The organism is Mycobacterium sp. 1165196.3 (assembly GCF_001673415.1).
Lineage (GTDB): Bacteria > Actinomycetota > Actinomycetes > Mycobacteriales > Mycobacteriaceae > Mycobacterium > Mycobacterium europaeum_A.
Map to the genome: position 1 here is coordinate 37,677 of NZ_LZLU01000152.1, position 21,082 is coordinate 58,758.

Sequence of the window (21,082 nt, forward strand, 5' to 3'; positions counted from 1 at the left end):
TGCGCGACAAGCTGCAGGACGGGCCAAAAACGACTGCGGACGGAGCCATGTCACCGGCTCGATTGGCGCGCTATGCGTTCATCGTGAATCTTCACCAGTTCTCTGAACCCGATACGTACGTATCGGGGCTTCGGCTGAATGCCCCAGTCGTCGTGCGCCGTATGTTGCCCGGCCGCTTCGGGAGCTCCGCCAAAGGGAGGACCGCCGATTGGGTAGGGCTGTTGACATTCGACTTTGTCGTCCGAGAAACGCACCTTCATGAGCTCGCTGCAAATCTCGCTTAGTGAGAGAGTCGGCCAGCCGTACCAGACCGCTATCACCGGGACGGTCAACGAGCCCTCGATGACTAGCCCGAACAGGCAGACGTACAGCCCACGCTTGAGCCATTTGTGCATTCGCGCCCACGTCGGGGTAGTCCCGACCGGCAACGGTTCAACCGAATCTTCCGTCTCGGCAGTGGAATTAGACACCACGGTCCTCTCTGATCAGCGCTAGTCGGTAAAGATCTCTCGGTTGACGGTATGCAGATAAGGGATGGCGAGGAACGGCGTCACGTAGAAGATGTTGAATGCCCACCATCCGAGAACCGGCAGCCCGACCGCCGCATAGCGCACGTCGGCGTACATCGTCATGTTGAAGATGTAACCCGTCCACACGACCACTCCGAACCAACACGTCACGATCGTCCATTGGTGCCCCCACCGCTTCATTTGAAGCAGACCGATGGCGGCCGCGATGCGCATGGGGAAGACGATCAACACGCAGACCAGAACCCAGGCCTTCTCGCCGGGCGCGCTGGCTCCACCGATCCAGAGTTCGTTGTAGTGCCAGAAGTAGCCCGCGTCGATCAGATTGCCCCACGCAGTGAAGACCGTGCGGGTGATCAAAGCGTGGTTGGCGAAAAGATCAAGCGCCCAGCCGATGCTGTTGAGTGCGGCGTCGAGGATGATGACGTATCCGATGAGCGTGACCATCATTGGCCGCACCGAAATGCCCTCGTGCTGCGCCTTTCTCAGCAGATAAATGCCGCGGCAAAACAGCGGCAGGCCGGCGAAACCGAGGACGAGAGTGCCCATGAGCGCTGTACCTGCGATACACCATCGATCCGCGCGCCATTGCACATCTCGGGTTTGCGTCTCATGCTCGTCCATGCCGAGCGATTGTGTGGCACCCATCTGTTCACCAATCCCTCGTGAGATACATCTGGAGTTGGATGGCAAACATCGCGATCAGTACTCCGTAGATAAAGATCTGAAACGCGATCAAGCCACGCTTCCGCCGTCGATCCTGCTCGTCCACTGCGTCTCCCGCGCTTATCAGAACGTGCCGATGTTGGCCAGCATCCAGTAAAAGAAGGCGACCAGCCCGCACATCGCGACCCAGGTCACCGCCATTCGAACCAGTTCCTGCCACATCGGATCCTCCTGCCGAAGCGATGACTTGCATCAAACGTTAACATCACTCTCAGTATTGAGAACAGCCGTTTCCGAAGCGGATGCCGCATCGGACTGGAGTCAGACGCCTGCGAGCGCTGCCAGTTCGCGTTTGACCACCTTGCCGACATCGTTGCGCGGCAGCTCCTGGACGAAGATCACCCGCACGGGGACGCGGTAGGGCGTCAGGCGCGCCCGGCACCACGACACGAGACCGTCTTCCGAGATCGACTCGTCGCCTTTGACCACGAACGCCCAGGGCACTTCGCCCAGTCGCTCGTCCGGTATCCCCACGACGGCTGCTTCCCGCACGCCGTCAGCAGCCAGCAGCACGTCCTCCACGGTACCGGGAAATACTTTGAGGCCACCGCGATTGATCATGTCTGAGACTCGGCCGTCGAGCCACAGGAAGCCGTCGTCGTCGAACCAGCCCAGATCACCGGTGCGGAACCAGCCGTCGTCGGTGAGCCGGTCGAGGAAGGCTGGATCGATGTTGCGGGCCGCTGTTGTCGGTGTCCGTACCATCACCTCGTTGTCGTCGATGGTCACGTCAATGCCGGGCAGCGGCCGTCCCACCGATCCGAGTTTGGTTTCTCCCCACTCGCGGGCATCGGCGGCCGACCAGCCCACCACCTCTCCCCCGAGTTCGGTCTGCCCATAGGAGTTCAGCACGATCACTCCGAACCTGTCCCGGAATCGGCCCGCCTGAACGGGCGACAGGGGAGCGGTGATCGACCGCACGATCTTCAGCGGTGACAAGTCAGTAATCGAGTCGTCGTGCAGAACCATGGTGAGCGCCGCGGGCGGTAGGACTGTGGATCGCAATTGGTGCCGCCGGACCAGTGCCGCGAAATCCGACGGAGAGAACCGGTCCATGAGAACGACGGCCGAGCCGGCCCGGAAGGCGAACAGGACCTGATAGATGCCGGCCCACAGCGACAACGATAACGGCACCAGGTTTGGCATCGGCGCCCGTTTCGGTGTGGCTGACGCGGATGCGGAGGCGGATTTTCCGCCACGGAGTTTGGCCAGCAGCCGGTCGATCAGATCGAGCACGGTGGTGTGACGCAGGGGCACCGGCTTTGGCGGCCCCGTAGTGCCGGATGTGAACTGCAGCAACGCGACATCGCCATCGTAGGACCGCGCGTCGGTCGGCGGGTCATGTCTGGCCGTCCTGGCCCACGCCAATGCGTCGCCGACGATGACCGAAACTTCGGACGCCGAACACCGGGGTGCGAGTGCAGGCGTCGTGACAATAGCCACGGGACGGAGTGTCTCGAGCTGGGTCACGATCTCGGCGTCGGCCGCCCTGGGGTTCAGCGGTGTGTAGACGCCACCGGCGCGCCACGTGCCGAACAGTGCCGCGATGGTCGTCGCATCGTTGGGTAGCATCGCGGCCACCACCTGTCCCGGGCACACCCCGGTGTCGGTCAGCAGTGTTGCGAGTCTTTCGGCGCTGGCCGACAGCTCATCGCGTGAGACATCGGTATTCACCGTGTGCACCGCAATATCGGGTAGGCCAGCCAGCAGCTCTGCGAGGTTCACGAATCGGCCTCCAACGGAGCCCAGTTCGGAGTTCGCTTGTCCGCGAAGGCAATCGGGCCCTCGTGTTGGTCCGGATGTCCCCACATCGACGTCAGGTGCTTGGCGCCTTCGCGGCACGCATCCGTCAGGCCGTATTCCAGCGCGCCCCATAGTGCCCGCTTGGTGGCACGCATCGCCGCGGGCGAGTTCTTGGCGATCTTTTCGGCAAGCTCCTGGGCAACCTCTCGCAGCTTGTCGGGTGGGTCGACGACCTGGCTGATCATGCCCAGCTCGTAGGCGCGCTGGGCGCTGAGCCGTTCGTGGCTGCCCACCAGCGCCATCCGCAGCACGGCCTCGGCCGGCATCTTGCGCATCAGGGCGATGGTCTCCAAAGCGCTGACCTGACCGATTGAGACGTGCGGATCGACGAAGCTGGCGTCCGAAGACGCGATTACGATGTCGGCGTCGGCCACCCAATGCAACCCGCCGCCCGCGCAAACCCCATTGACGGCGGTGATGACCGGCTTCTCGACATTGCAGTGCCAGGCGCTCAGCTTCAAATCCAGTGTGCGCATGGTCTCCTGGAACTGCACCACGGCCTCTCCGTCGAGATCCTCGACATCGGCACCGACCTGAAAAGCCCGACCGTTTCCGGTGTGCACGATGACGCGGACCTCGGGGTTGACGTTCAATTCCGCCCAGGCCCTGGGGAATTCCTCGCGCATCACGGCGTCGTAGGCGTTGAGCCGATCCGGCCGGTCGTTGATGATCCAGCCGACCGGTCCGCGTCGCTCAACGATGAGCCTCTGGTATGTCATGAAACCTCCGCCGGGTCCGCCAGCGGTCGCCACTGCGGCGTGCGCTTCTCGCGCCACGCCCGAACACCCTCTGCGTGGTCGGGGTGGTTTCGCAGCCGCCAGATCTGCTCTGCCGCGTCGTTGCGGGCCTGCGTTATGCCGACCTCCATCGAACGCCACAGCGCCTTCTTGGTGGCCCGCATCGCGGTCGGCGAATTGGTGGCAATGGCCGCGGCGAGACGGCCTGCCGCCTCGCGAAGCTGGCCGGACGGAACCACCTCGGAGAGAATGCCCAGCTGGTAAGCGCGCTGCGCCGAGATGCGTCCGTCCCTGCCGCTTAACGCCATTCGGGTAATCGTCTCCATGGGGGACTTGCGCAGCAGTGTGATGGCTTCGTAGGCGACGGCCTGTCCGAGCGATACGTGCGGGTCGACAAACCAGGTCTCTTCGGCGGCGATCACGATGTCGGCGTCAGCGACCAGATGCAGACCACCGCCCGCGCAGACCCCGTTTACGGCCGCGATCACCGGTTTCCACACCCCGCAATGCCACGATGAGATCTTCAGCTCGGCATCCCTGGTTCGGCGGGAGTGCCGGCGCATCGCCTCTTTGTCACGTGCCACCTGCACCACATCCATTCCGGTGCAGAACGCTGTGCCGTTGGCGGCGTTGACGATCACACGGACGTCAGGATCGGCATCGAGGTCGGCCCAGGCCGCCTCGAGCTCGTCGAGCATCAGCGCATCGAAGGCGTTGCCCGTGTCGGGCCGGTTCAGAATAAGCCAGCCGACGTCGTCGGACTTTTCCACCACCAGACGCTGGTACGCGTTCATGAGCGCGGGATGTCCTTCCAGGGCTTGCCCTTCCACGGGTCCGGCTCCTTGGGCAGCCCGAGCACGCGCTCGCCGAGAATGTTCTTATTGATGTCGGTGGTGCCGCCCTCGGTACCGTTGGCGAGGCTGCGCAGCATGCCGTGAACGTCTCGTGGCAGAGCATCGTCGTCCTCGGAGATAGGCCACGCGACCGCCGCCGTGCCCAGTAGGTCCACCATGAGATCCTGAATCTGCTGATTGAGCGTCGCCTGGTGCACCTTGCCGATTGACGACGCGGCGCCGGGTGACTTACCCGCTGAAAGTGCGGCGCGCACACGCTCATTGGTCCAACCGCGAACCTGCTCTTGGGCCCACAGATGCATCACTTTGTGGCGGATTACAGGATCGGCCCACCGTCCCGTCTCCCGGGCGAGGGTGATCAGCCGCTCGGCGCTCGAGCCACCGAGGCGGCCCATGCCTCCCGAGCCTGAGCCGGAAACCATCTGCCGCTCGCTAGACAGCGTCGATGCGCTCACGCGCCAGCCATCGTTGATGTCACCGACGCGGTGAGCGTCGGGCACCCGCGCCCCGTCGAGGAAGACCTCGTTGAATTCGGCCCCGCCGGTGATCTGGCGGAGCGGCCGGACCTCGACACCCGGCTGGCGCATGTCCAGCAGAAAGTACGTGATGCCTTGGTGCTTGGGCCGGTTAGGATCCGTCCGCGCCAATAAGATCGCGAAATCAGCCTCGTCGGCCCACGTGGTCCATACCTTCTGGCCGGAGATCACCCAGTCTGCAGCGTCTCCTGTACCGTCGCGTACGGCCTTGGTGGCGAGCGATGCGAGATCCGAGCCTGCTCCCGGCTCGCTGAACAACTGGCACCACTTCTCCTCGTTACGCACGATCGGTGGGAGGAAGCGTCGGCGTTGCTCCTCTGTCCCGTGACTGAACAGTGCGGCGGCGGCGTTGTTGAGCCCCAGTGGGTTGAGTCGGGGGAGCCGCAGCGGCGCAAGCACGCCCTCGATGGCGCGGGCGACGTCGTTGCCGACGCCGAGGCCGCCGTGTTCCGGGAGCCAGGTAGGTGCCACCAGGCCAGCTCGGGCGAATTTCGGATACCACCGGCGGTAGTCGGCCGGGCTGCGCACAGCCCGCAGTGCCGCAGGACCCTCGGCGGCGGCCGAACGCCACGCAGGCGGAACCTCGGCGTCGATCCACTGCCGCACTACCGTGACCGCATCATCGACCGGTGTGTCGTGGGTGATGGCTAGCTGTGTCATGGTCTTGTCAACATTTCAGCGGCCCGTGAATTCTGCACCGCGTTTGTCGCGGAAGGCGGCCAGGCCCTCCTTGAAATCCTCGCTCCTGCTGGATAGTTCGAGCGCCAGCGCCTCGTTCTGGAGATGCCGGTCGAGGTCGAGGCCGTTGCCGCTGTGCAGCAACCACTTGGTCAGGCCGAGTGAAACCGTGGGCGCTTCACCCAGCTCTCTGACGAGTTGCTCTGTGACCGAGGGCAATTCATCGGATACGTAGGCGCCGTGGATGATGCCCCATTCGGCCGCGGTGGCTCCGGTGATCTTCTGGCCCAGCATCAGCAGTTGTCTGGTGCGTACCAATCCGATGAGGCGTGGCAGTAACCACGCCGCGCCGCTGTCGGGCGTGAAGCCGCGGGCCATGAAGGGTTCCCAGAACCGGGCATCGTCGGCGGCGACACAGAAATCCGATGCCAGCGCGATGTGGAACCCCAGCCCGGTCGCCCAACCGCGGACCATGGCGACGATAGGCACCTGGGTCTGAAGCAGCAACGGAATCAGCCGATTGGCCTTGTTCGGTAAGCGGCGTTGCGTGCTGCCCACGCGTGGTTTGCGTTCGGATTTCGCGTTGTTGGCGATCAGATCCGCGCCCGCGCAGAAGTCCGGGCCGTTGGCGTCAATCCTGATGACCCGTACCGATTCGTCGATGCCGGCGTCGGCAAGATGGGCGATCATCGCGTCGAGCATGACGTCGTCGACGGCATTGCGGCGGTCGGCGCGGTCGAGGGTCAGCCGCAGGATCGGGCCCTGCTGTTCGGCCAGAAGGCCTGGAACACTGCGGTAACTCATGTGCTCAGCTCGGCGAACTGTTCTGTGACGGCGGTCAGCAGTTCACTCAGGTTGGCCGCTCCGCCCGGCGGGTCGGGCAGACGCACGGGTCCTCGCTCGCGGCTGGGCAACAGGATGGTCGCGTGGCCCGGCGCGGTGATCTGGCCGCGGTGGTTGGTCGCCGCGAGATCGAGGTCGACGGCGGGCCGTTCGCCGTCGGCGAGGTACTTGCGGACCACGGTGCCGGTGACCATGTGGGCGTCGCCAACGTAGTTGAACAGGCGAAACTCGCAATCGAGCTTCCACAGCCAGGCATCGTCGCCCATCCAGTCCGTGCACAAGTGAATCAACCACGTCTCGCGCATCCGGCCGTAGTCGAACGTGGTGGGGTTGCCGGCGTTGCGTGCGGCGTCGGGTTCCCAGTGCACCCGCTGCTGGGCATCGGGGACTCCGTATTCGTTGGGCGTGTAGAACCGCGGGATGCGCTGGCGATTACGCCACGCCAATCGAAGTGGACGCACACCGTACATGCCGGTACCCATGCCAACGTGCCAGCAGACCATGTCGGTGACCGTCAGTGGGCCCTTCGTCAATGGCCCCACCTCGTCGCCCTCGTCGACGTCCTCCCACCACCGCGGGTCGGCGCCGCGGGCACTTTCGCGCGCGTAGCGTTCGTCGAGTTCGGCGATCTCGTCGGCGGTCCACCTCTTGAGCTCGACGGTCTCGTACTTCTTTCGGCCCCGTGCTTTGCTGCGTTCGGTACGAATCATGTTGCGGTACTGGCCACCCAGAATCGTGCCCTCGTCGTCGCGAAATACCTGGGCGGACCACTCGTGGATGGCGCGGTCGGCAAACTCGCTGCTCTTGTCGAGCGCGGCCACCAAGGCATTGCGCCGGTACACGCGGCGGTTGGCACGCAGCGGCGCCCACCATTCGCGAGCCGACGAGGCGTAAAAGGCATGTACCCCGCGCAGTGGGTCGCCTTTGGTCAGCGCGCGGTCCTCGTCGGAGAGTGTCGTGACTTCGTCCTCGCCGATCAGCGTGTCGCCGCCGACCAGGGCGGGTGGGGCCACAGACTCTCCCCACACAGACTTCGCGGCGTATTCCGGATCGGCCCACAACGGGTTCGCGTCACCGTAGCTTTCGGCGACGTGGCGAAACGTGTCCGCGTTGGGGCGATAGTAGTGCGGCGGCTGCGTGTGCGGGACGGCGATGCCGATGGTAGCCCGCAACCTGGCCAATCCCTCATCGGTGATCAGGCCCGTCTGCCCCATCGGATTGCCTCCTCGTTGTGGCCCGCGTCGTAGCCCGGACAAGGTGGAAATTAAGATACCCGAAAAACGGAAATGCCGTTAACGCAGGGGTGAACGCGATGTCAGCTGAAGCATCCGGAATTGAGTGGGCAATCGGCGATGACGGTGTCGCACGGGTGACGATAGATCGCCCAGAAGTGGGAAACTCGTTGTCGCCGTTGGCGCGTGACGCGTTGACCGAGGCCTTCGTGCGGGCCGATGAGAATCCTGCCGTCCGGTCGGTGCTGTTGAGCGCCAGCGGCACCCGACACTTCTGCGCCGGTGCTGGACTCGCACCGCAACCGGCGGGCGACCGGGCTGCCGTCGAGCCGGTACAAAAGCGTCCGGGTGACATCGCGCGGATGCTTCAGCAGGGCTGGCAGCGGCTGGTCGCATCCATTCTCGACTGCGACAAGCCGGTGATCGCCGCGGTCAACGGCACAGCCGCGGGCGCTGGGGCAAGCCTGGTCCTGGCGTGCGACCTGGTCGTCATGTCAACGGAGGCAAGGCTTGTCGAGGCGTTTGTGCATCGCGGGATCCTGCCGGATTCCGGAGCCATCCACCTCCTGACGAGAATCGTCGGCCTGCGCAAAGCGACGGAATTGCTGATGCTCGGGGAGCCGGTCGACGCGGCCGCCTGTGAGAGGCTGGGTCTTGTCAACCGCGTGGCCCCGCCGGAGCGCACCGACGCGGTCGCCGAGGAACTCGCGCGCCGCTTGGCCGCCGGGCCGACGGTGATGTTGTCGCTGACCAAGCGGCTGCTGTCGGTGTCGTCGGAGTCGGATCGCCACCGCGCATTCGAGCAGGAGGCCTGGGCGCAGGAGGTGGTGTCGCGCACCGCGGACCTCCAGGAAGGTCTCGCGTCCTTCGCGGAGCGCCGAAAGGCCAGATTCCTCGGCCGCTGAGCTCGGCCGCGTCAGCCTCCGGTGGGTCCGCCGCGGATGGTGAACGTATCGCTGTTGTCGATCTCGTCGATCGACGAGGCCACCGACTCGGCGGTCAGCGATGTGTCCTCGATTCCCTTGGTGACACCGATGAACACCCGCGACACTTTGCCTGCTCCCACCGAGTAAATGTGTGCGGTGCGGTCGCAGGACCGATGGCACAGATAGATGACAACGGGGGTGACGAGCTCGGGATGCATGGCCTTGCCGGCGTCGCCCATGATGTTTTCCGTCATTCGGGTCCGCGCTATGGGGGCGATGGCATTGACGGCGATGCCGTTGCGGGCACCTTCGATGGCGAGAACGTGCATCATGCCGACCAGGCCCATCTTGGCGGCGCCGTAGTTGGCCTGACCGAAGTTGCCGAAAAGCCCAGTGCCCGAGGTTGTTTGAACGATTCTGCCGTAATTTCTCTCCCGCATGACCGGCCACACCGCGCGAGTGACGTTGAACGCGCCGGAGAGGTGCACGGCAATGACGGCGTCCACTTGATCGGCGGTCATGTTCTTGAACGCGGCGTCGCGCAGAATTCCCGCGTTGTTCACCAACACATCGACTTGGCCGAAAGCATCCATCGCGGCCGTCACGATTGCGGCGCCACCCTCCTCGGTGGCTACCGAGTCGCCGTTGGCGATAGCGGTGCCCCCGGCCGCGGTGATCTCGTCCACTACGGCTTGGGCCGCCGATGTCGACGCCCCGCTGCCGTCCACCGAACTGCCCAGGTCGTTGACCACGACCCGGGCGCCGCGCCGGGCGAGCTCGATAGCATGGCACCGGCCTAGTCCGCCGCCGGCCCCGGTGACAATGGCTACTTGGTTGTCGAAAGTCATTGCATGCATGGGGAGAGGTTACATTTACCTAATCGAGAACGATCATTTGCATCGGAGGACCCATGACCGGCTCGACCGAGCTGCTACGGCATGCGCACCAGCGAGCCGAAAAACTGCGGGCCCGCTACCGTGCGGCCGGTTTCTGGTCAGCGGAGCCGATCGACGTGGTGCGATCCACCGCGGCGCGCCACCCCACCAGGCTTGCCGTGGCGGATCGAGGCACCAAACTGACCTACGGTGAACTGGACGAGCGCATCGAATCGGCTGCTCTGACGATGGTCGATGCCGGCGTTGCTCCGGGCAGCGCGATCGTCCTGGTGGTCGGTAACGACGTGGGCTCCGTGGTGGCGGTCCACGCAGCGCTGCGAATCGATGCGGTGGTACTGCTCGCGCCGCGCAGTGCGGGACCCGCCCAAGTGGCCGACATTCTCACGCGCGCCGGTGCACAATTCGGCGCGGCGCCAAACTGGGCGAAGATCACCGAGCCGGAATTGTCCGGGCGTTGTCGCTGGATCCAAATCGGTGACGGCGCCCAGAGGGGGGCCTGCCGGCCAGTGCGGCCGGTGCGCTCGGCCGATGAGCCGTGCTTTGTGCTGTACACGTCGGGTACCACGTCTCGGCCCAAGGGCGTGATCCACTCGCTGAGCACGTTGGCCAAGGCGTCGGCGAATTACATCGCCGCGGCGGGGCTCGCTTCGGACGACCGGATCTTCCTGATCAGCCCTCTCGCATCGGTCACCGGGGTACTGCAAGCGCTGTTTATCGGTCCGATGCTCGCCATACCGGTGATTCTCGAAGATCGCTGGGACGCGACGGCGACCTGCGACCTGCTGGTCACGTCGGGTGCGACGTGGTACGGGGGACCCGACCGGCTGCTGGACCGGATGCTCGATGAGGCCGTGGTACGCGACGCCGTCGTCTCGTTGCGCGCGGTGTACTTGGGCGGCACGATGCTGGACCGTCGGATCGTGGAACGCATCGAAGACGATTTCGGCATCGTCGTCATGCGCGCCTACGGGTCCTCGGAGATCCCGATCAGCACGTCCGGCTTGCGGACCGAGCCCCGGGACATACGTCATGCCGACGATGGAGTCGCCCTCGGCGAGGTCGAGGTACGGGTCGGTTCGCTCGCCGACCCGACCGAGTGCTGCGTCAAGGGCCCGCACACATTTCTCGGCTACACCGATGCCGAGGACGACAAAGTCGCGTTCGAGGGCGAGTGGTTCCGCACCGGAGACGTGGCAGAGCTTGTCGACGGTCGGGTCCGGATCGTCGGCCGGATCAAGGACATCGTGATTCGCAATGGGCTGAAGATTCCGGCCGTCGAAGTGGAGGAGGCAGTATCGCGAATGGAGGGCGTGTGTGAGTGTGCCGCCTACTCTGTCCCCGACGCCACCACTGGTGAGCGATTAGCTATCGCCGTCGTCCTCGAACCTGGCATGGAGATCTCGCTTGCCGAAGTTGCCCGGGCCCTCGTCGGGGAGGGGCTGCCGAAATACAAGCTGCCTGAGGAGCTGGTGCTGTGGAACGAGCCGCTTCCTGTCAACGCCAACGGCAAGGTCGATCGCACCAAACTCGACGCGCGGTCGGCTGGTCGCCACCGACTGCTCGCCGACCGTCTCGCGATTACCAGTGCAAAGAGCCTGCCGCGCAAGACTAGCCAGTAGCAGGATGAAACACCGGGACGACGAATCCGTCGTCGTCCTCGCGGAAGGCGACCACCAAATTCATGTCTCCGCGCAGCTCTTCGGCGCGGCAATTCTCCACGACCGTCATCAGTCGGGGTCCCTCTTCGAGGTCCACCATCGCCAGCACGTACGGCGTGCGTGCGTCAAACGGGGCGGCGTTTTTGTAAATGACGCTCCATGTGTAGAGCCGCGCGCGACCGGTGGCCTGGATCAATTCAACGTCATCGTGCCAACAGTGCGGACAGAACGGCCGGGCGTACAGCGATGCTTGACCGCAGGACCGGCAGGTGTTGACCATTAGCCGGCGGTCCTGGGTCGCGGACCACCATGCTTGGCCGTCGGCGTCGATTGCGGGCCGATCAGGAGCTGTCATCGCTGCCTCCCGAGAATCATTGTGGCGCTGTGGGTGAAGAACCCACCCATCGCGTGGACGCAAGCCAGCCTGGCATCGCTGACCTGGCGTTGGCCGCATTCCCCCCGCAATTGCCGCACCGCCTCCACCATGAGGAACATTCCTCGCATACCGGGGTGACACGAGGCCAGACCGCCGCCGTCGGTGTTGGTCGGGAGCGCCCCGCCCGGGCGAAGCGCGCCGGACTCTATGAACTGCCCCCCATCGCCCTTGGCGCAGAAGCCCAGGTCTTCCACGGTCAGCAAGACGGTGGAGGTAAACGAGTCGTAGAGCTGGCACACGTCGATGTCGGCCGGGCTGACGCCGGCACGCGCGAAAGCCGCTGGGCCCGAGCGTGCCGCCGGCGATGTGGTGAAATCGGGCCACTGGCTCATGCTTACGTGCGACGTCGCGTCGGCTGTGCCGAGAATCCAAACCGGTTCCTTTGCACAATCTCTGGCCACGTGCTCGTTGGCAAGCACGATGGCACCGCCACCGTCTGTGCGCAGGCAGACATGCTTGGAGGTGAACGGATCTGCCAACATGGGCGCCGCGGCGACGTCCGCAACGGTGATGCGGTCTCGCTCAAAGGCGTTCTCGTTCATGGCCGCCCACTCGTGTGCCGCGACGGCGACTTCGGCCAATTGCTCGACGGTGGTGCCGAATTGGATCATGTGGCGCCTGGCCGCCATGGCGTACTTGGCAATCAGGGTCGCGCCGTACGGCGCCTCGTACTGCAGTGCGCCGCCGGTGCCCATCGCAGCAGCCGACGCGCGTAGCTGCCGCTTGACGTCGGAGCGTGCGGTCGATGCATAGGTCAACAGGGCGACGTCGATTTCCCCGGCCGCGATCGCGGCGGCGGCATGACCGGCCATCACCTCCCATGAGGATCCACCGACATTGGTTGCGTCGACCCAGGTAGGTTGCAGACCGAGGTACTCGCTGACCTCGGCGGGGGGGAGTAACGTTCCGTGTCCGCCGAAACCGTCGACGTCCTCCTTCGTGAGCCCGGCATCGGCGACCGCGAGCCGCGAGGATTGGGCCATCAGAGCCATTGCGGACTTGTCGGGCACGCGGCCACACTCGGACAGGGCCACACCCACGATGGCGACGCGGTTCGACGGCATAGCTAATGGTTATCACATCGACGTGGCGGCCGATAATGACCATTGCGATATTGTGGAAACGTTATTCTCAGTCCGCTACCGTGTGCCTATGACGACGACGCTGCGCGAGGCGTTGCGGGGTGATGCGCTTGTGTTGTGCCTGGCGCTGCTCAATTCGCGCACCCCTGACGTTCCGGGCGTGGTGGCGGCATGTGGTTACGACGCCGTTTATATCGATCTCGAGCACACCTCGACGTCCCTCGATACCGCGCAGATGCTGTGCGCGGGCGCGCTTGGGGCGGGGATATCCGGCCTGGTGCGGGTGCCGTCGCAAGAACCCAGCCTGATCGCACGAGTATTGGACGGCGGCGCGGTAGGAGTCATTGTGCCGCACGTCAATTCGAAAAAGGAAGCGCAGAAGGTCGTCCACGCCGCGCGGTTCCCGCCAATCGGCCATCGTTCTATCTCGGGCCCCAACGCTGTCAGTGGATACCAACCACGGCCGGCGCCGCAACTGGTGGAGTTACTCGAGAGACGCACAGTCGTGGCCGTGATGATCGAGACCCCGGAGGCTGTCCGAGCGGCTGATTCCATCGCCTCCGTCGAGGGCATCGATATGATCCTCCTCGGCCCCAGTGATCTGACCGCCGAAATGGGTATCCACGGACAGTATGAGAATGGTCATTTCCGGGATGCAGTAGAATCTGTTGCGGCGGCTTGTCGTGGTCACGGCGTGGCGCTCGGGATAGCCGGAATAAAGTCCCTTGATCTGCTGAATCGGTTCGTGGGACTGGGGTTGCGGTTCATCTCGGCGGGGACCGACGTCGCGATGATGACCGAGGCGGCCACAACCCGCGCGCAAGCACTCCGTGGGCTCACGGGCCGCAGGGAGAACGCGGGTGATGAATGACATCGATAGCCGCAAGCGAAGCCAATACAACAGGAGGACCGGATGCCGACCGCCATCTACACCGAACGTGTCACCGACCCAATGGCGTGGACGGGCGCGGACTTCGCGAGCAAGGATGACTTCGCCTTCGATCTGTCCGCCCGCAATGTGGCTGCGCTGGAATCGATCCTGTCCAAGACTGCGAAGAAGGACCGCGACGACATCACGCCAGAGGACGCGCGACACCCCGACCTCGACGACGATCTGGCACGGCTTTACCAGGACCTGATGTTCGGGAAAGGCCTGGCCTGCGTGCGGGGGTTTCCCGTCGAGCAGCACTCGATCGAAGACCTCGAGCGCATTTACTGGGCGTTCTGCACGCATCTCGGCTATCTGGTGTCGAACAATTCGTTTGGTCACCGCATGGTGCGCGTCCAGGAAGAGATCCTGCCCGGCGGAGTTCAACCTGCCCGGGGCACGAAATCTCGCGCCGAACTAGCCATGCACAACGACGCCGCCGACATCCTGTCCCTGCTGTGCGTCTACCCGGCGGCCCAGGGCGGTGAAAGCCAGTTCGCCAGCGGCCCCGCCGCACACAACCGCATCCTGGCCGAACGCCCCGACCTGCTGGACGTGCTGTATCAAGGCTTTCCGCACCATCGGCGCAGCGAACAGCCGGATGACCAGCCCGATGTCACCCCCTACGATGTCCCGGTCTTCTCGCAGGTCAACGGGCGAATCTGCATCAACTTCACCTACAGCAGCATCTTGCCGGCGATGAAGACCCTCGGGCGCGAATTCACCCCGAAACAAGAAGAGGCCATCGAGCTGCTCCGCAACATACTCGTCGAGCAACAGGTCGAATTCCGTTTGGAATCCGGGGAAGCGGCCGTGGCCAACAACTTCGCGATGTGCCACTCCCGGTCCGACTTCGTCAGCAGCAACGACCCGAAGAAGGCCCGGTGCTTCCTGCGCGCCTGGATGGAGGTCCCGCAGCAGGATCGGCGGCTGCCGATCGGGCGTGAGTACTTCCACATGGAAAACAAGGATCTGCGGCTCGGATACGACGTGGTGCCGGGCCGCGACGGGACGATCGCGCGCAACGACTACCGCAACGTCGACCCCGCGCTGGCCGACATGTTCAAGGCTGCCCAAGCCAAGCCGAAGGCGCGACCATGACCAGCGGCGCGAACGGCGCGCCGGGGAGATGACCCACGCGCTACGACCGCGGTTGGTCGTCGAGCGGTGGACCGACCCCGCTGCTGGGGAGGTCCTAAAAGGTTCCGGCATCGACGTCGTCAAGCTCGATCTCACCGCACCCCCCGAATTAGGTTGGGCGGCACTGGAGTCCGCGCATGGCTATCAAGTCGCCACGCGAACCGACGTTGCTGCGGTCGCTGAGGGGGCACAGTGGCTGGCCGGGAAGGCATTGGTCGCGCGCTGCCCGTCTCTACTTGCCGTGTGTTCGGCCGGCGCCGGCTATGACGTCATCGATGTCGATGCGTGCACTCGCGCCGGCATAGCGGTGTGTAACAACTCCGGGCCGGGAGCGGAGGCGGTGGCCGAGCACGCGCTGGGATTCATGATTGATCTAGCCAAGAAGATCACCCAATCCGACCGGGTATTGAGGCGCGGTCCGCTCGGTGATCGGCTTTCGTTGCGTGGCAGTCAGCTGTTTGGCAAGACCCTCGGCGTCGTCGGGCTCGGTGCCATCGGGGGCCGGCTCGTCGAGCTGTGCGCGCCGTTCGGCATGGAGGTGCTTGTGGTCGACCCTTATCTTGACGAGGCGGCCGCACAGTCTCGCGGTGTGCAGCTGGTGACGCTCGACGAGCTGGTCGAGCATTCGGACTTCATACAGGTGACCTGCCCTCTGACCAGCGAAACGCGCGGTCTCATCGGCAGAACGCAGTTCGCCGCGATGAAGCCGACCGCCTTCTTCATCACGACGGCGCGCGGGCCCGTCCATGACGAGGCGGCGCTGTTGGAAGCTTTGGGCAGCGGTCGAATCGCCGGAGCAGGCCTCGACGTGTTTCACGAAGAGCCGCCCCGCCAGGACAACCCGCTGCTTCAGCTCGACAACGTCGTGGCAACACCGCACACCGCGGGCATCACCGTGGAAGCCGCGCGGGACATCGCTGTTGCGACCGCGACGCAATGGCAGACGATCTTTGATGGCCGCATCCCGCCACGCCTGCTGAACCCTGATGTCTGGCCGCGGTACTGCGAACGCTTCCACGACATCCTGGGCATTTATCCCGCTGCCCGCGTTGCTACTTAGCCAAGCCGCATAGGCTTTGAGAGAGGGGCCCTGACAAGGTGACGCAATATGACACGATCGAGGTCGAGGTTGAGGGTCATACCGCGTGTGTGACTCTCAACCGCCCTGAGGTGCTCAACGCAATCAACGACGAGATGATCGCCGAGCTGGAGGTAGCTTACGCGGAAATCGAACGCTCGCGGGACATTTGGACGGTGATCATCACGGGCGCCGGCCGCGCGTTGTGTGTCGGGGCGGATGTCAACAAGGCCGCCGACCATGACATGGAGAACGCGGCGGGAATCGATAATCAGGGAGAACCAATTCTCAGTTCGATGCGGCAATGGGATGCGCCACAGGAGGCCACGCCGCCATGGTTGCAGATGACCAAGCCGATCATCTGCGCGGTCAACGGCATCGCCTGTGGTGCGGGACTGGACCTCGTGACCACGGCGGACATCACCATCGCGTCCGAGCGTGCGACATTGATGGACCCGCATGTCAGCATCGGCGTGACGTCGGGTCGTGAAGGGGTCAGGCTCGCCCGTGTGCTTCCGCTGCCGGTGGCAATGCGGTTGGTTTTGATGGGCAAGCACGAAAGGCTCAACGCGCAGCGCGCTTATGACCTGGGTGTCTTCACCGAGTTGGTCGCGCACGACGCGCTCATGGCCCGCGCCTGGGAGATCGCCGATGTAGTGAATTCGAATGCGCCACTGGCGGTCAGGGGTTCACGAATGGCGGTGCGCAAGGGGCTGACGATGCCGATCTATGAGGCAGAGCTGCTTGCCGAGAACTACCGGATGAAGGTGGCCCTGACGAAAGATGCCGTCGAAGGTCCGCGCGCCTTCCTGGAGAAGCGTAAACCCGAATGGAAAGCACTGTAGCGCTGGGGCGGGCGCGCTACAGCATCCCGAAGAAATTCTTCGCGTTGGTGGACAGCACCTTTCGCTTAGTTGCCTCGTCGAGTCCCTCCGTCGCCTTGTTGGCGACCTCGGTGCTGTGTGGCCAGTTCGTGTCGTTGTGCGGGTAGTCGGTTTCGAACATGAGTTGGTCCTCACCGACCAGATCAAGGATGCGGAAGGCGACCGGATCGCCGAAGGTGGAGAACCACACTCGACCGGGTACCTGGGTGCTCGGCGGCTCGGTCAGCAGGGGATGGATCCCGCCCCACGCTCGCCGGTCCTCCCATACCTCGTCGACCCGCTGCAGGTAGTACGGGATCCAACCCGCTTGCGCCTCGGCGAAAGCGAGCTTGAGGTCGGGGAACTGCTTGAGCTTGCCGGAGAATAGCCAGTCGACCAGGGCGATCGTGCAATTGACCGCCATCAGTGCGCTCGTCACGACATGGGGAGAGTCTGGGGAGGATTTGGTGAGTGAAGAACTCGATCCGATGTGCAGCATGATCCCCACCTGGTTCCGCTCGCAGGCGGCGAAGAACGGGTCCCAGTAACCGCTGTGAATCGACGGCAGGTCGAGACGAGAGGGCAGCTCGGAGAAGCACACGGCGTGCATGCCCTTGGCGGCGACCCGGTCCACCTCCTTCGCGGCCAGTTCGACGTCCCAGAGCGGGATGATGCCGAGCGGAATCAGCCGACCGTTCGAGCTACCGCCCCACTCGTCGATCTGGAAGTCGTTGTATGCCTCGACGCACAGCTTGGCGAGTTCCTTGTCTTTGCCGTACAGGAAGCGTTGACCGCAGAACCGGACGAGCGTATTGGGGAAGCAGGCCGAGGCCTCGATGCCGGCAACGTCCATGTCCGCGAGGCGATCCGCCGGACGGAAGCAGCCGGGCCGCATTTCGTCGTAGGTGATCGGGTCGGTGGTGAGCTCGTCGATTTCGTAGCCGGCGGCCGCACTGATGAGTGGGATGGGAATGACCGCGTCCTCGTAGCGCCAGATGTCCGCGTCGCGGCCCTCGTCGTCCTCGACGAATGCGACGTCGGACGTGACAGACGGATCCATGCGCCCGCGGGTGCGAACGATCCGCGGGCCGATGTCCCGATAACGCTCTGGAAGCCGGCTGGTCCACAGATCGGCCGGCTCCACCAGATGGTCGTCCGGCGAGACGATTAGGATATCTGCGCTCAAGGCTGCTCTCCTTCGACAACGGTCCGCGGGCTCGATGTGCGGGGCATGATCATAAATGAGAATGACCGTTTCCACGGTACCGCATCAAAGATCGGCCGCGCGCCCGGGCGTCGCGCCAACCCGTCGCCAGCGACGCCCGGCGAGGCACTGCGAGGGACGCCCGCGGCGCCTGCGGTCGTCGAAGGGTTCGGTCCAGTCGACAACAAGCGCTTACGCGCAGTGAGAATCAACATACACGTGTAGGTAGATCGCACGTTTTCCGTTCCGGGCGCGTATTCTTACCGCATTATGCCTACGAAGAAGCCTGCCGGTGGCAACGTCGAAACCGGCTTAGAACTAGTCGATAACGAGGTCGATCTGCCGGGCACGTGGCAGCAACGCACGATCGAACGGCGGTTGAGCACCGCCAGAGCGCGTGCCCTGGCCCGCAGTTCGCGGTTTTTGGCCACGGCGCTCGAATTGGTAGAGGAGTCGGGTAAAGCCGATTTCACGATCCAGACGCTCATCGACAGGTCGAATCTGAGCCTGCGGGCGTTCTACCAACACTTCGCCGGCAAAGAAGAACTGATGTTGGCGCTTTACGAGAACGTCACGAGTCAGTTCACCGAGGATATCCGGCAGGATGTTGCAGCGGCCGACGGTCCGATGGAGCAACTCGAGGCATTCTGCCGGGGAGTGCTATCCCGCGCCGAGTCGTCGGAAGCGGTCGGCGGCCGGGTCATGACGATCTATAACCTCAGCCTAGAAATCGAGCGGCCGGACGACTTCGCCAAGGTGTGGGAGCCGCACCTGAAACTGTTGACCAAGATCATCACGTCATGTGCACGCGCCGGACTGGTCCGCACCGACCTGACGCCAGCGCAGCTGACTACGCTGCTGAACACCACACTCACCGCCCTCGCTCAAATTGGGGTCTTCCATCTCGGCGGTAAGAGTCCGAAGCTGACCGAGGACCAACTGTGGGCGTGGTGCAAGCAGGCTGTCTCACCGCCTGTCCAGGACGTCAAGGCCAAGCCTGCGCGCAAGGCAGACCCCCGTGCGAGGTCGACCAGTCGGGCCGGACGGCCAAAGAAACTAACGGGGTAGACCGAGCCCACGTTGGGCGATGATCGTGCGCTGGACCTCGCTGGTACCCGCATAGATCGTGGTGCCCAACGAGAATCGCAATGAGTGGTCGAATCGGCCGCGTTCGGGGGCGGTCGGCTCGAGGTAGCTGCGTAAGGCGTCGGTGCCGATGAGTTCGAACATGTCCTGACTTGCGCGTTCGAGCGCCTCGGTGCTGAAGACCTTCGACATTGGTCCCTCGGCCACCGGTACATCACCCTGTTCGTGCATCCACACGCACCGCCGTTGCAACAGCATCGACACCTCGGCCTCCATTGCGACGCGGGCGAGCCGGCGCCGAACATCGGTTTTCACGATGGGCGGGTAGGCGTCGTCGGCCCGACTGGTGGTGGCCCAATGCTCGGCATGGTCGAGCAACCGAATCAGATGCGGGCCCCACCCGGATGCGTGCTCATCTTGCAAGGACAGACCGAGCACCTGCCATCCACCATCGACCTCGCCGATCCGCCATTGGTCGCCAATGCGGACATCGCTGTAGAAGGTGATGTTGGTCCGTTCGCCGGAAAGGGTCCATACGGCTTGTGCAGCAAAGCCATCGGAGTCACACGGCACCAGAAACATGGTTAGGCCCTGGTGTTTGGGTTTGTCCGGGTTCGTGCGCGCGAGTAGGAACACAAAGTCGGCGATGTGACCGTTGGTGGTGAACATCTTGGAGCCGTTGATCACCCACTCGTCACCGTCCCGAACGGCCTTGGTGGCGGCCGCTGCGACGTCCGATCCGCATTCCGGCTCGGTGAAGCCGAGGGCGATGGTGATCTCGCCGCTGATCGCACCTGCCAGGATGCGATCCTTCAGGGCCGGGGTGCCGACCTCGCGGATGATCGACGCCACCATCCTGGTGGTTTCGGAGAGGTACACCGGTGCGTCGAAACGCATGAGCTCCTCTTTGAGGACCTGGTCATCCCATGCGTTACGGTTCTGCCCACCGAACTCGACAGGCCAGGCAGGCGCAAAATAGCCTTTGCTGACAAGGCCTTTCGCAAACGCATCATCGTGCGCGACGCCGTTGTTATAGATGCGCTCCTCGAATTCGGGAGTCAACACGTCCTGAAGGTGGGCGCGGATCCCGTCGCGGTATCTCGCGGTATCTCCATCGAGCTGAAAGTGCATGTGCGTACGCCAATCTGTCGACGAGCATCCCGGACCGTATGAACGGGAATGCTAATCTCGATTTTGAGAGTAAACATATCCGCTCGTGATCGGACGACAACAGTGGACCTGAGCCTAACGGGCGAACAGAGACAGTTGGTGGATTCCTTCGCCGCGCTTTTTGCGCGCGAGTCGACCTCGGAGCGAGTCCGGGCGGCCGAGCCGTTGGGCTTCGATCCCAAGCTGTGGAAAGCGTTACAGGAGACTGGGGCGGTGGAGATGGCGGTTGGTGAGGCGGCCGGCGAATGGGGCGCCTCCGAACTGGAGCTTGCGCTGATTGCCGAGCAGTTCGGCCGCGCCGTCGCGTCCGCGCCCATAATTGAAGCGCAGGTTGCCGTGCGACTGCTGGCCCAGTCCGGCGACGTGGGCGCGGGGCTGCTGAGCACCGTTGTCGCCGGTGATCAGCTGGTCACGTTTGCGCCACGCGCCGAGCGCGGTGGGAGGTTGAGGTTGGTGCCCGCCGGTGCCGTGGCGGACCATGTGATCGCTTTGGTGGATGGACGACTGTTGGCGGCGCCGATCGCGAAGAACCGCACGGCGGTGAAGAACCTGGGATCAATGCCGCTGGCGGACATATCGATTGAGAACGAGCCCATCGTGCTCGCGGAGGGAGTTCAGTCCGGGGCCGGGCCAGCATCCGACGGTGACGATCAACGGCGGAAGCCGCGACGGCGCCGAA

At 64.2% G+C, this 21,082-nt stretch carries 21 protein-coding genes; 8 read left to right on the forward strand and 13 right to left on the reverse strand.

Features of this window, described 5'->3' with window-relative positions; translation table 11 throughout:
- Positions 1-50: 50 nt before the first annotated feature.
- The 8 genes from A5659_RS28570 to A5659_RS16765 form a co-directional block, all read right to left on the reverse strand.
- Positions 51-395, reverse strand: a complete 345-nt coding sequence (locus tag A5659_RS28570) for a hypothetical protein (RefSeq protein ID WP_067182674.1) — start codon at positions 393-395, stop codon at positions 51-53.
- Between the two features lie 96 nt (positions 396-491).
- Positions 492-1,151 carry a hypothetical protein gene (locus A5659_RS16735; protein ID WP_067182737.1) on the reverse strand — a complete coding sequence of 220 codons (660 nt, stop codon included), beginning with the start codon at positions 1,149-1,151 and terminating at the stop codon, positions 492-494.
- A 363-nt stretch (positions 1,152-1,514) separates the two neighbouring features.
- Positions 1,515-2,978 carry a class I adenylate-forming enzyme family protein gene (locus tag A5659_RS16740; protein WP_067182677.1) on the reverse strand — a complete coding sequence of 488 codons (1,464 nt, stop codon included), beginning with the start codon at positions 2,976-2,978 and terminating at the stop codon, positions 1,515-1,517.
- Positions 2,975-3,775, reverse strand: a complete 801-nt coding sequence (locus A5659_RS16745; RefSeq protein ID WP_067182680.1) for an enoyl-CoA hydratase/isomerase family protein — start codon at positions 3,773-3,775, stop codon at positions 2,975-2,977. The genes A5659_RS16740 and A5659_RS16745 overlap by 4 nt, the downstream gene beginning before the upstream one ends.
- The gene (locus A5659_RS16750) at positions 3,772-4,587 is read right to left on the reverse strand and encodes an enoyl-CoA hydratase/isomerase family protein (protein WP_067182683.1); all 816 of its coding nucleotides are present in this window, start codon (positions 4,585-4,587) and stop codon (positions 3,772-3,774) included. The genes A5659_RS16745 and A5659_RS16750 overlap by 4 nt, the downstream gene beginning before the upstream one ends.
- Positions 4,584-5,843: an acyl-CoA dehydrogenase family protein gene (locus tag A5659_RS16755; protein WP_067182686.1), complete on the reverse strand. Its 1,260-nt coding sequence runs from the start codon at positions 5,841-5,843 to the stop codon at positions 4,584-4,586. Before A5659_RS16755 ends, A5659_RS16750 begins: the two co-directional genes overlap by 4 nt.
- A 15-nt stretch (positions 5,844-5,858) precedes the next feature.
- Positions 5,859-6,665 carry an enoyl-CoA hydratase/isomerase family protein gene (locus A5659_RS16760; protein ID WP_067182689.1) on the reverse strand — a complete coding sequence of 269 codons (807 nt, stop codon included), beginning with the start codon at positions 6,663-6,665 and terminating at the stop codon, positions 5,859-5,861.
- Complete coding sequence (locus tag A5659_RS16765) at positions 6,662-7,918, reverse strand: hypothetical protein (RefSeq protein WP_067182692.1); 1,257 nt, start codon at positions 7,916-7,918, stop codon at positions 6,662-6,664. The genes A5659_RS16760 and A5659_RS16765 overlap by 4 nt, the downstream gene beginning before the upstream one ends.
- A gap of 89 nt (positions 7,919-8,007) precedes the next feature.
- Here A5659_RS16765 and A5659_RS16770 point away from each other — a divergent pair, with 89 nt between their 5' ends.
- A complete protein-coding gene (locus A5659_RS16770; protein ID WP_067182695.1) occupies positions 8,008-8,841 on the forward strand; it encodes an enoyl-CoA hydratase/isomerase family protein in 834 nt (277 codons plus the stop codon).
- Positions 8,842-8,852: 11 nt separating this feature from the next.
- On the opposite strand, the gene A5659_RS16775 is transcribed toward A5659_RS16770, so the two are convergent.
- Positions 8,853-9,719 (reverse strand): SDR family NAD(P)-dependent oxidoreductase, encoded by an 867-nt coding sequence (locus tag A5659_RS16775; RefSeq protein ID WP_067182698.1) that lies wholly within the window; start codon positions 9,717-9,719, stop codon positions 8,853-8,855.
- Between the two features lie 104 nt (positions 9,720-9,823).
- On the opposite strand from A5659_RS16775, the gene A5659_RS16780 reads away from it, so the two are divergent.
- Positions 9,824-11,377: a class I adenylate-forming enzyme family protein gene (locus A5659_RS16780; protein ID WP_082976090.1), complete on the forward strand. Its 1,554-nt coding sequence runs from the start codon at positions 9,824-9,826 to the stop codon at positions 11,375-11,377.
- Here the strand turns inward: A5659_RS16780 and A5659_RS16785 are convergent.
- A complete protein-coding gene (locus A5659_RS16785) occupies positions 11,367-11,771 on the reverse strand; it encodes a Zn-ribbon domain-containing OB-fold protein (RefSeq protein WP_067182705.1) in 405 nt (134 codons plus the stop codon). The genes A5659_RS16780 and A5659_RS16785 overlap by 11 nt on opposite strands.
- A complete protein-coding gene (locus A5659_RS16790; RefSeq protein ID WP_067182708.1) occupies positions 11,768-12,916 on the reverse strand; it encodes an acetyl-CoA acetyltransferase in 1,149 nt (382 codons plus the stop codon). The genes A5659_RS16785 and A5659_RS16790 overlap by 4 nt, the downstream gene beginning before the upstream one ends.
- 88 nt (positions 12,917-13,004) lie before the next feature.
- Between A5659_RS16790 and A5659_RS16795 the strand changes: the two genes are divergently transcribed.
- From A5659_RS16795 to A5659_RS16810, 4 genes are read left to right on the forward strand one after another with little or no spacing between them, the layout of a single operon-like run.
- On the forward strand, positions 13,005-13,805 hold the full coding sequence (locus tag A5659_RS16795; RefSeq protein ID WP_197498039.1) for an HpcH/HpaI aldolase/citrate lyase family protein: 801 nt from the start codon (positions 13,005-13,007) through the stop codon (positions 13,803-13,805).
- A 42-nt stretch (positions 13,806-13,847) separates the two neighbouring features.
- Entirely contained in the window at positions 13,848-14,963 is a 1,116-nt protein-coding gene (locus tag A5659_RS16800) for a TauD/TfdA family dioxygenase (protein ID WP_067182711.1), read from the forward strand.
- A gap of 28 nt (positions 14,964-14,991) precedes the next feature.
- Positions 14,992-16,062 (forward strand): hydroxyacid dehydrogenase, encoded by a 1,071-nt coding sequence (locus A5659_RS16805; RefSeq protein WP_067182716.1) that lies wholly within the window; start codon positions 14,992-14,994, stop codon positions 16,060-16,062.
- 38 nt (positions 16,063-16,100) lie between these two features.
- Positions 16,101-16,925 (forward strand): enoyl-CoA hydratase/isomerase family protein, encoded by an 825-nt coding sequence (locus A5659_RS16810; protein ID WP_067182719.1) that lies wholly within the window; start codon positions 16,101-16,103, stop codon positions 16,923-16,925.
- 16 nt (positions 16,926-16,941) lie between these two features.
- Here the strand turns inward: A5659_RS16810 and A5659_RS16815 are convergent, their stop codons facing one another.
- Complete coding sequence (locus A5659_RS16815; RefSeq protein WP_067182722.1) at positions 16,942-18,129, reverse strand: amidohydrolase family protein; 1,188 nt, start codon at positions 18,127-18,129, stop codon at positions 16,942-16,944.
- Positions 18,130-18,417: 288 nt separating this feature from the next.
- Here A5659_RS16815 and A5659_RS16820 point away from each other — a divergent pair, with 288 nt between their 5' ends.
- Entirely contained in the window at positions 18,418-19,215 is a 798-nt protein-coding gene (locus tag A5659_RS16820) for a TetR/AcrR family transcriptional regulator (RefSeq protein ID WP_067182725.1), read from the forward strand.
- Here A5659_RS16820 and A5659_RS16825 read toward each other — a convergent pair.
- Entirely contained in the window at positions 19,204-20,364 is a 1,161-nt protein-coding gene (locus A5659_RS16825) for an acyl-CoA dehydrogenase family protein (RefSeq protein WP_067182728.1), read from the reverse strand. The two genes, A5659_RS16820 and A5659_RS16825, sit on opposite strands and share 12 nt — an antisense overlap.
- Positions 20,365-20,466: 102 nt before the next feature.
- Between A5659_RS16825 and A5659_RS16830 the strand changes: the two genes are divergently transcribed.
- Positions 20,467-21,082, forward strand: a 616-nt coding sequence (locus A5659_RS16830; RefSeq protein WP_197498040.1) for an acyl-CoA dehydrogenase family protein, incomplete at its 3' end; no start/stop codon positions are given.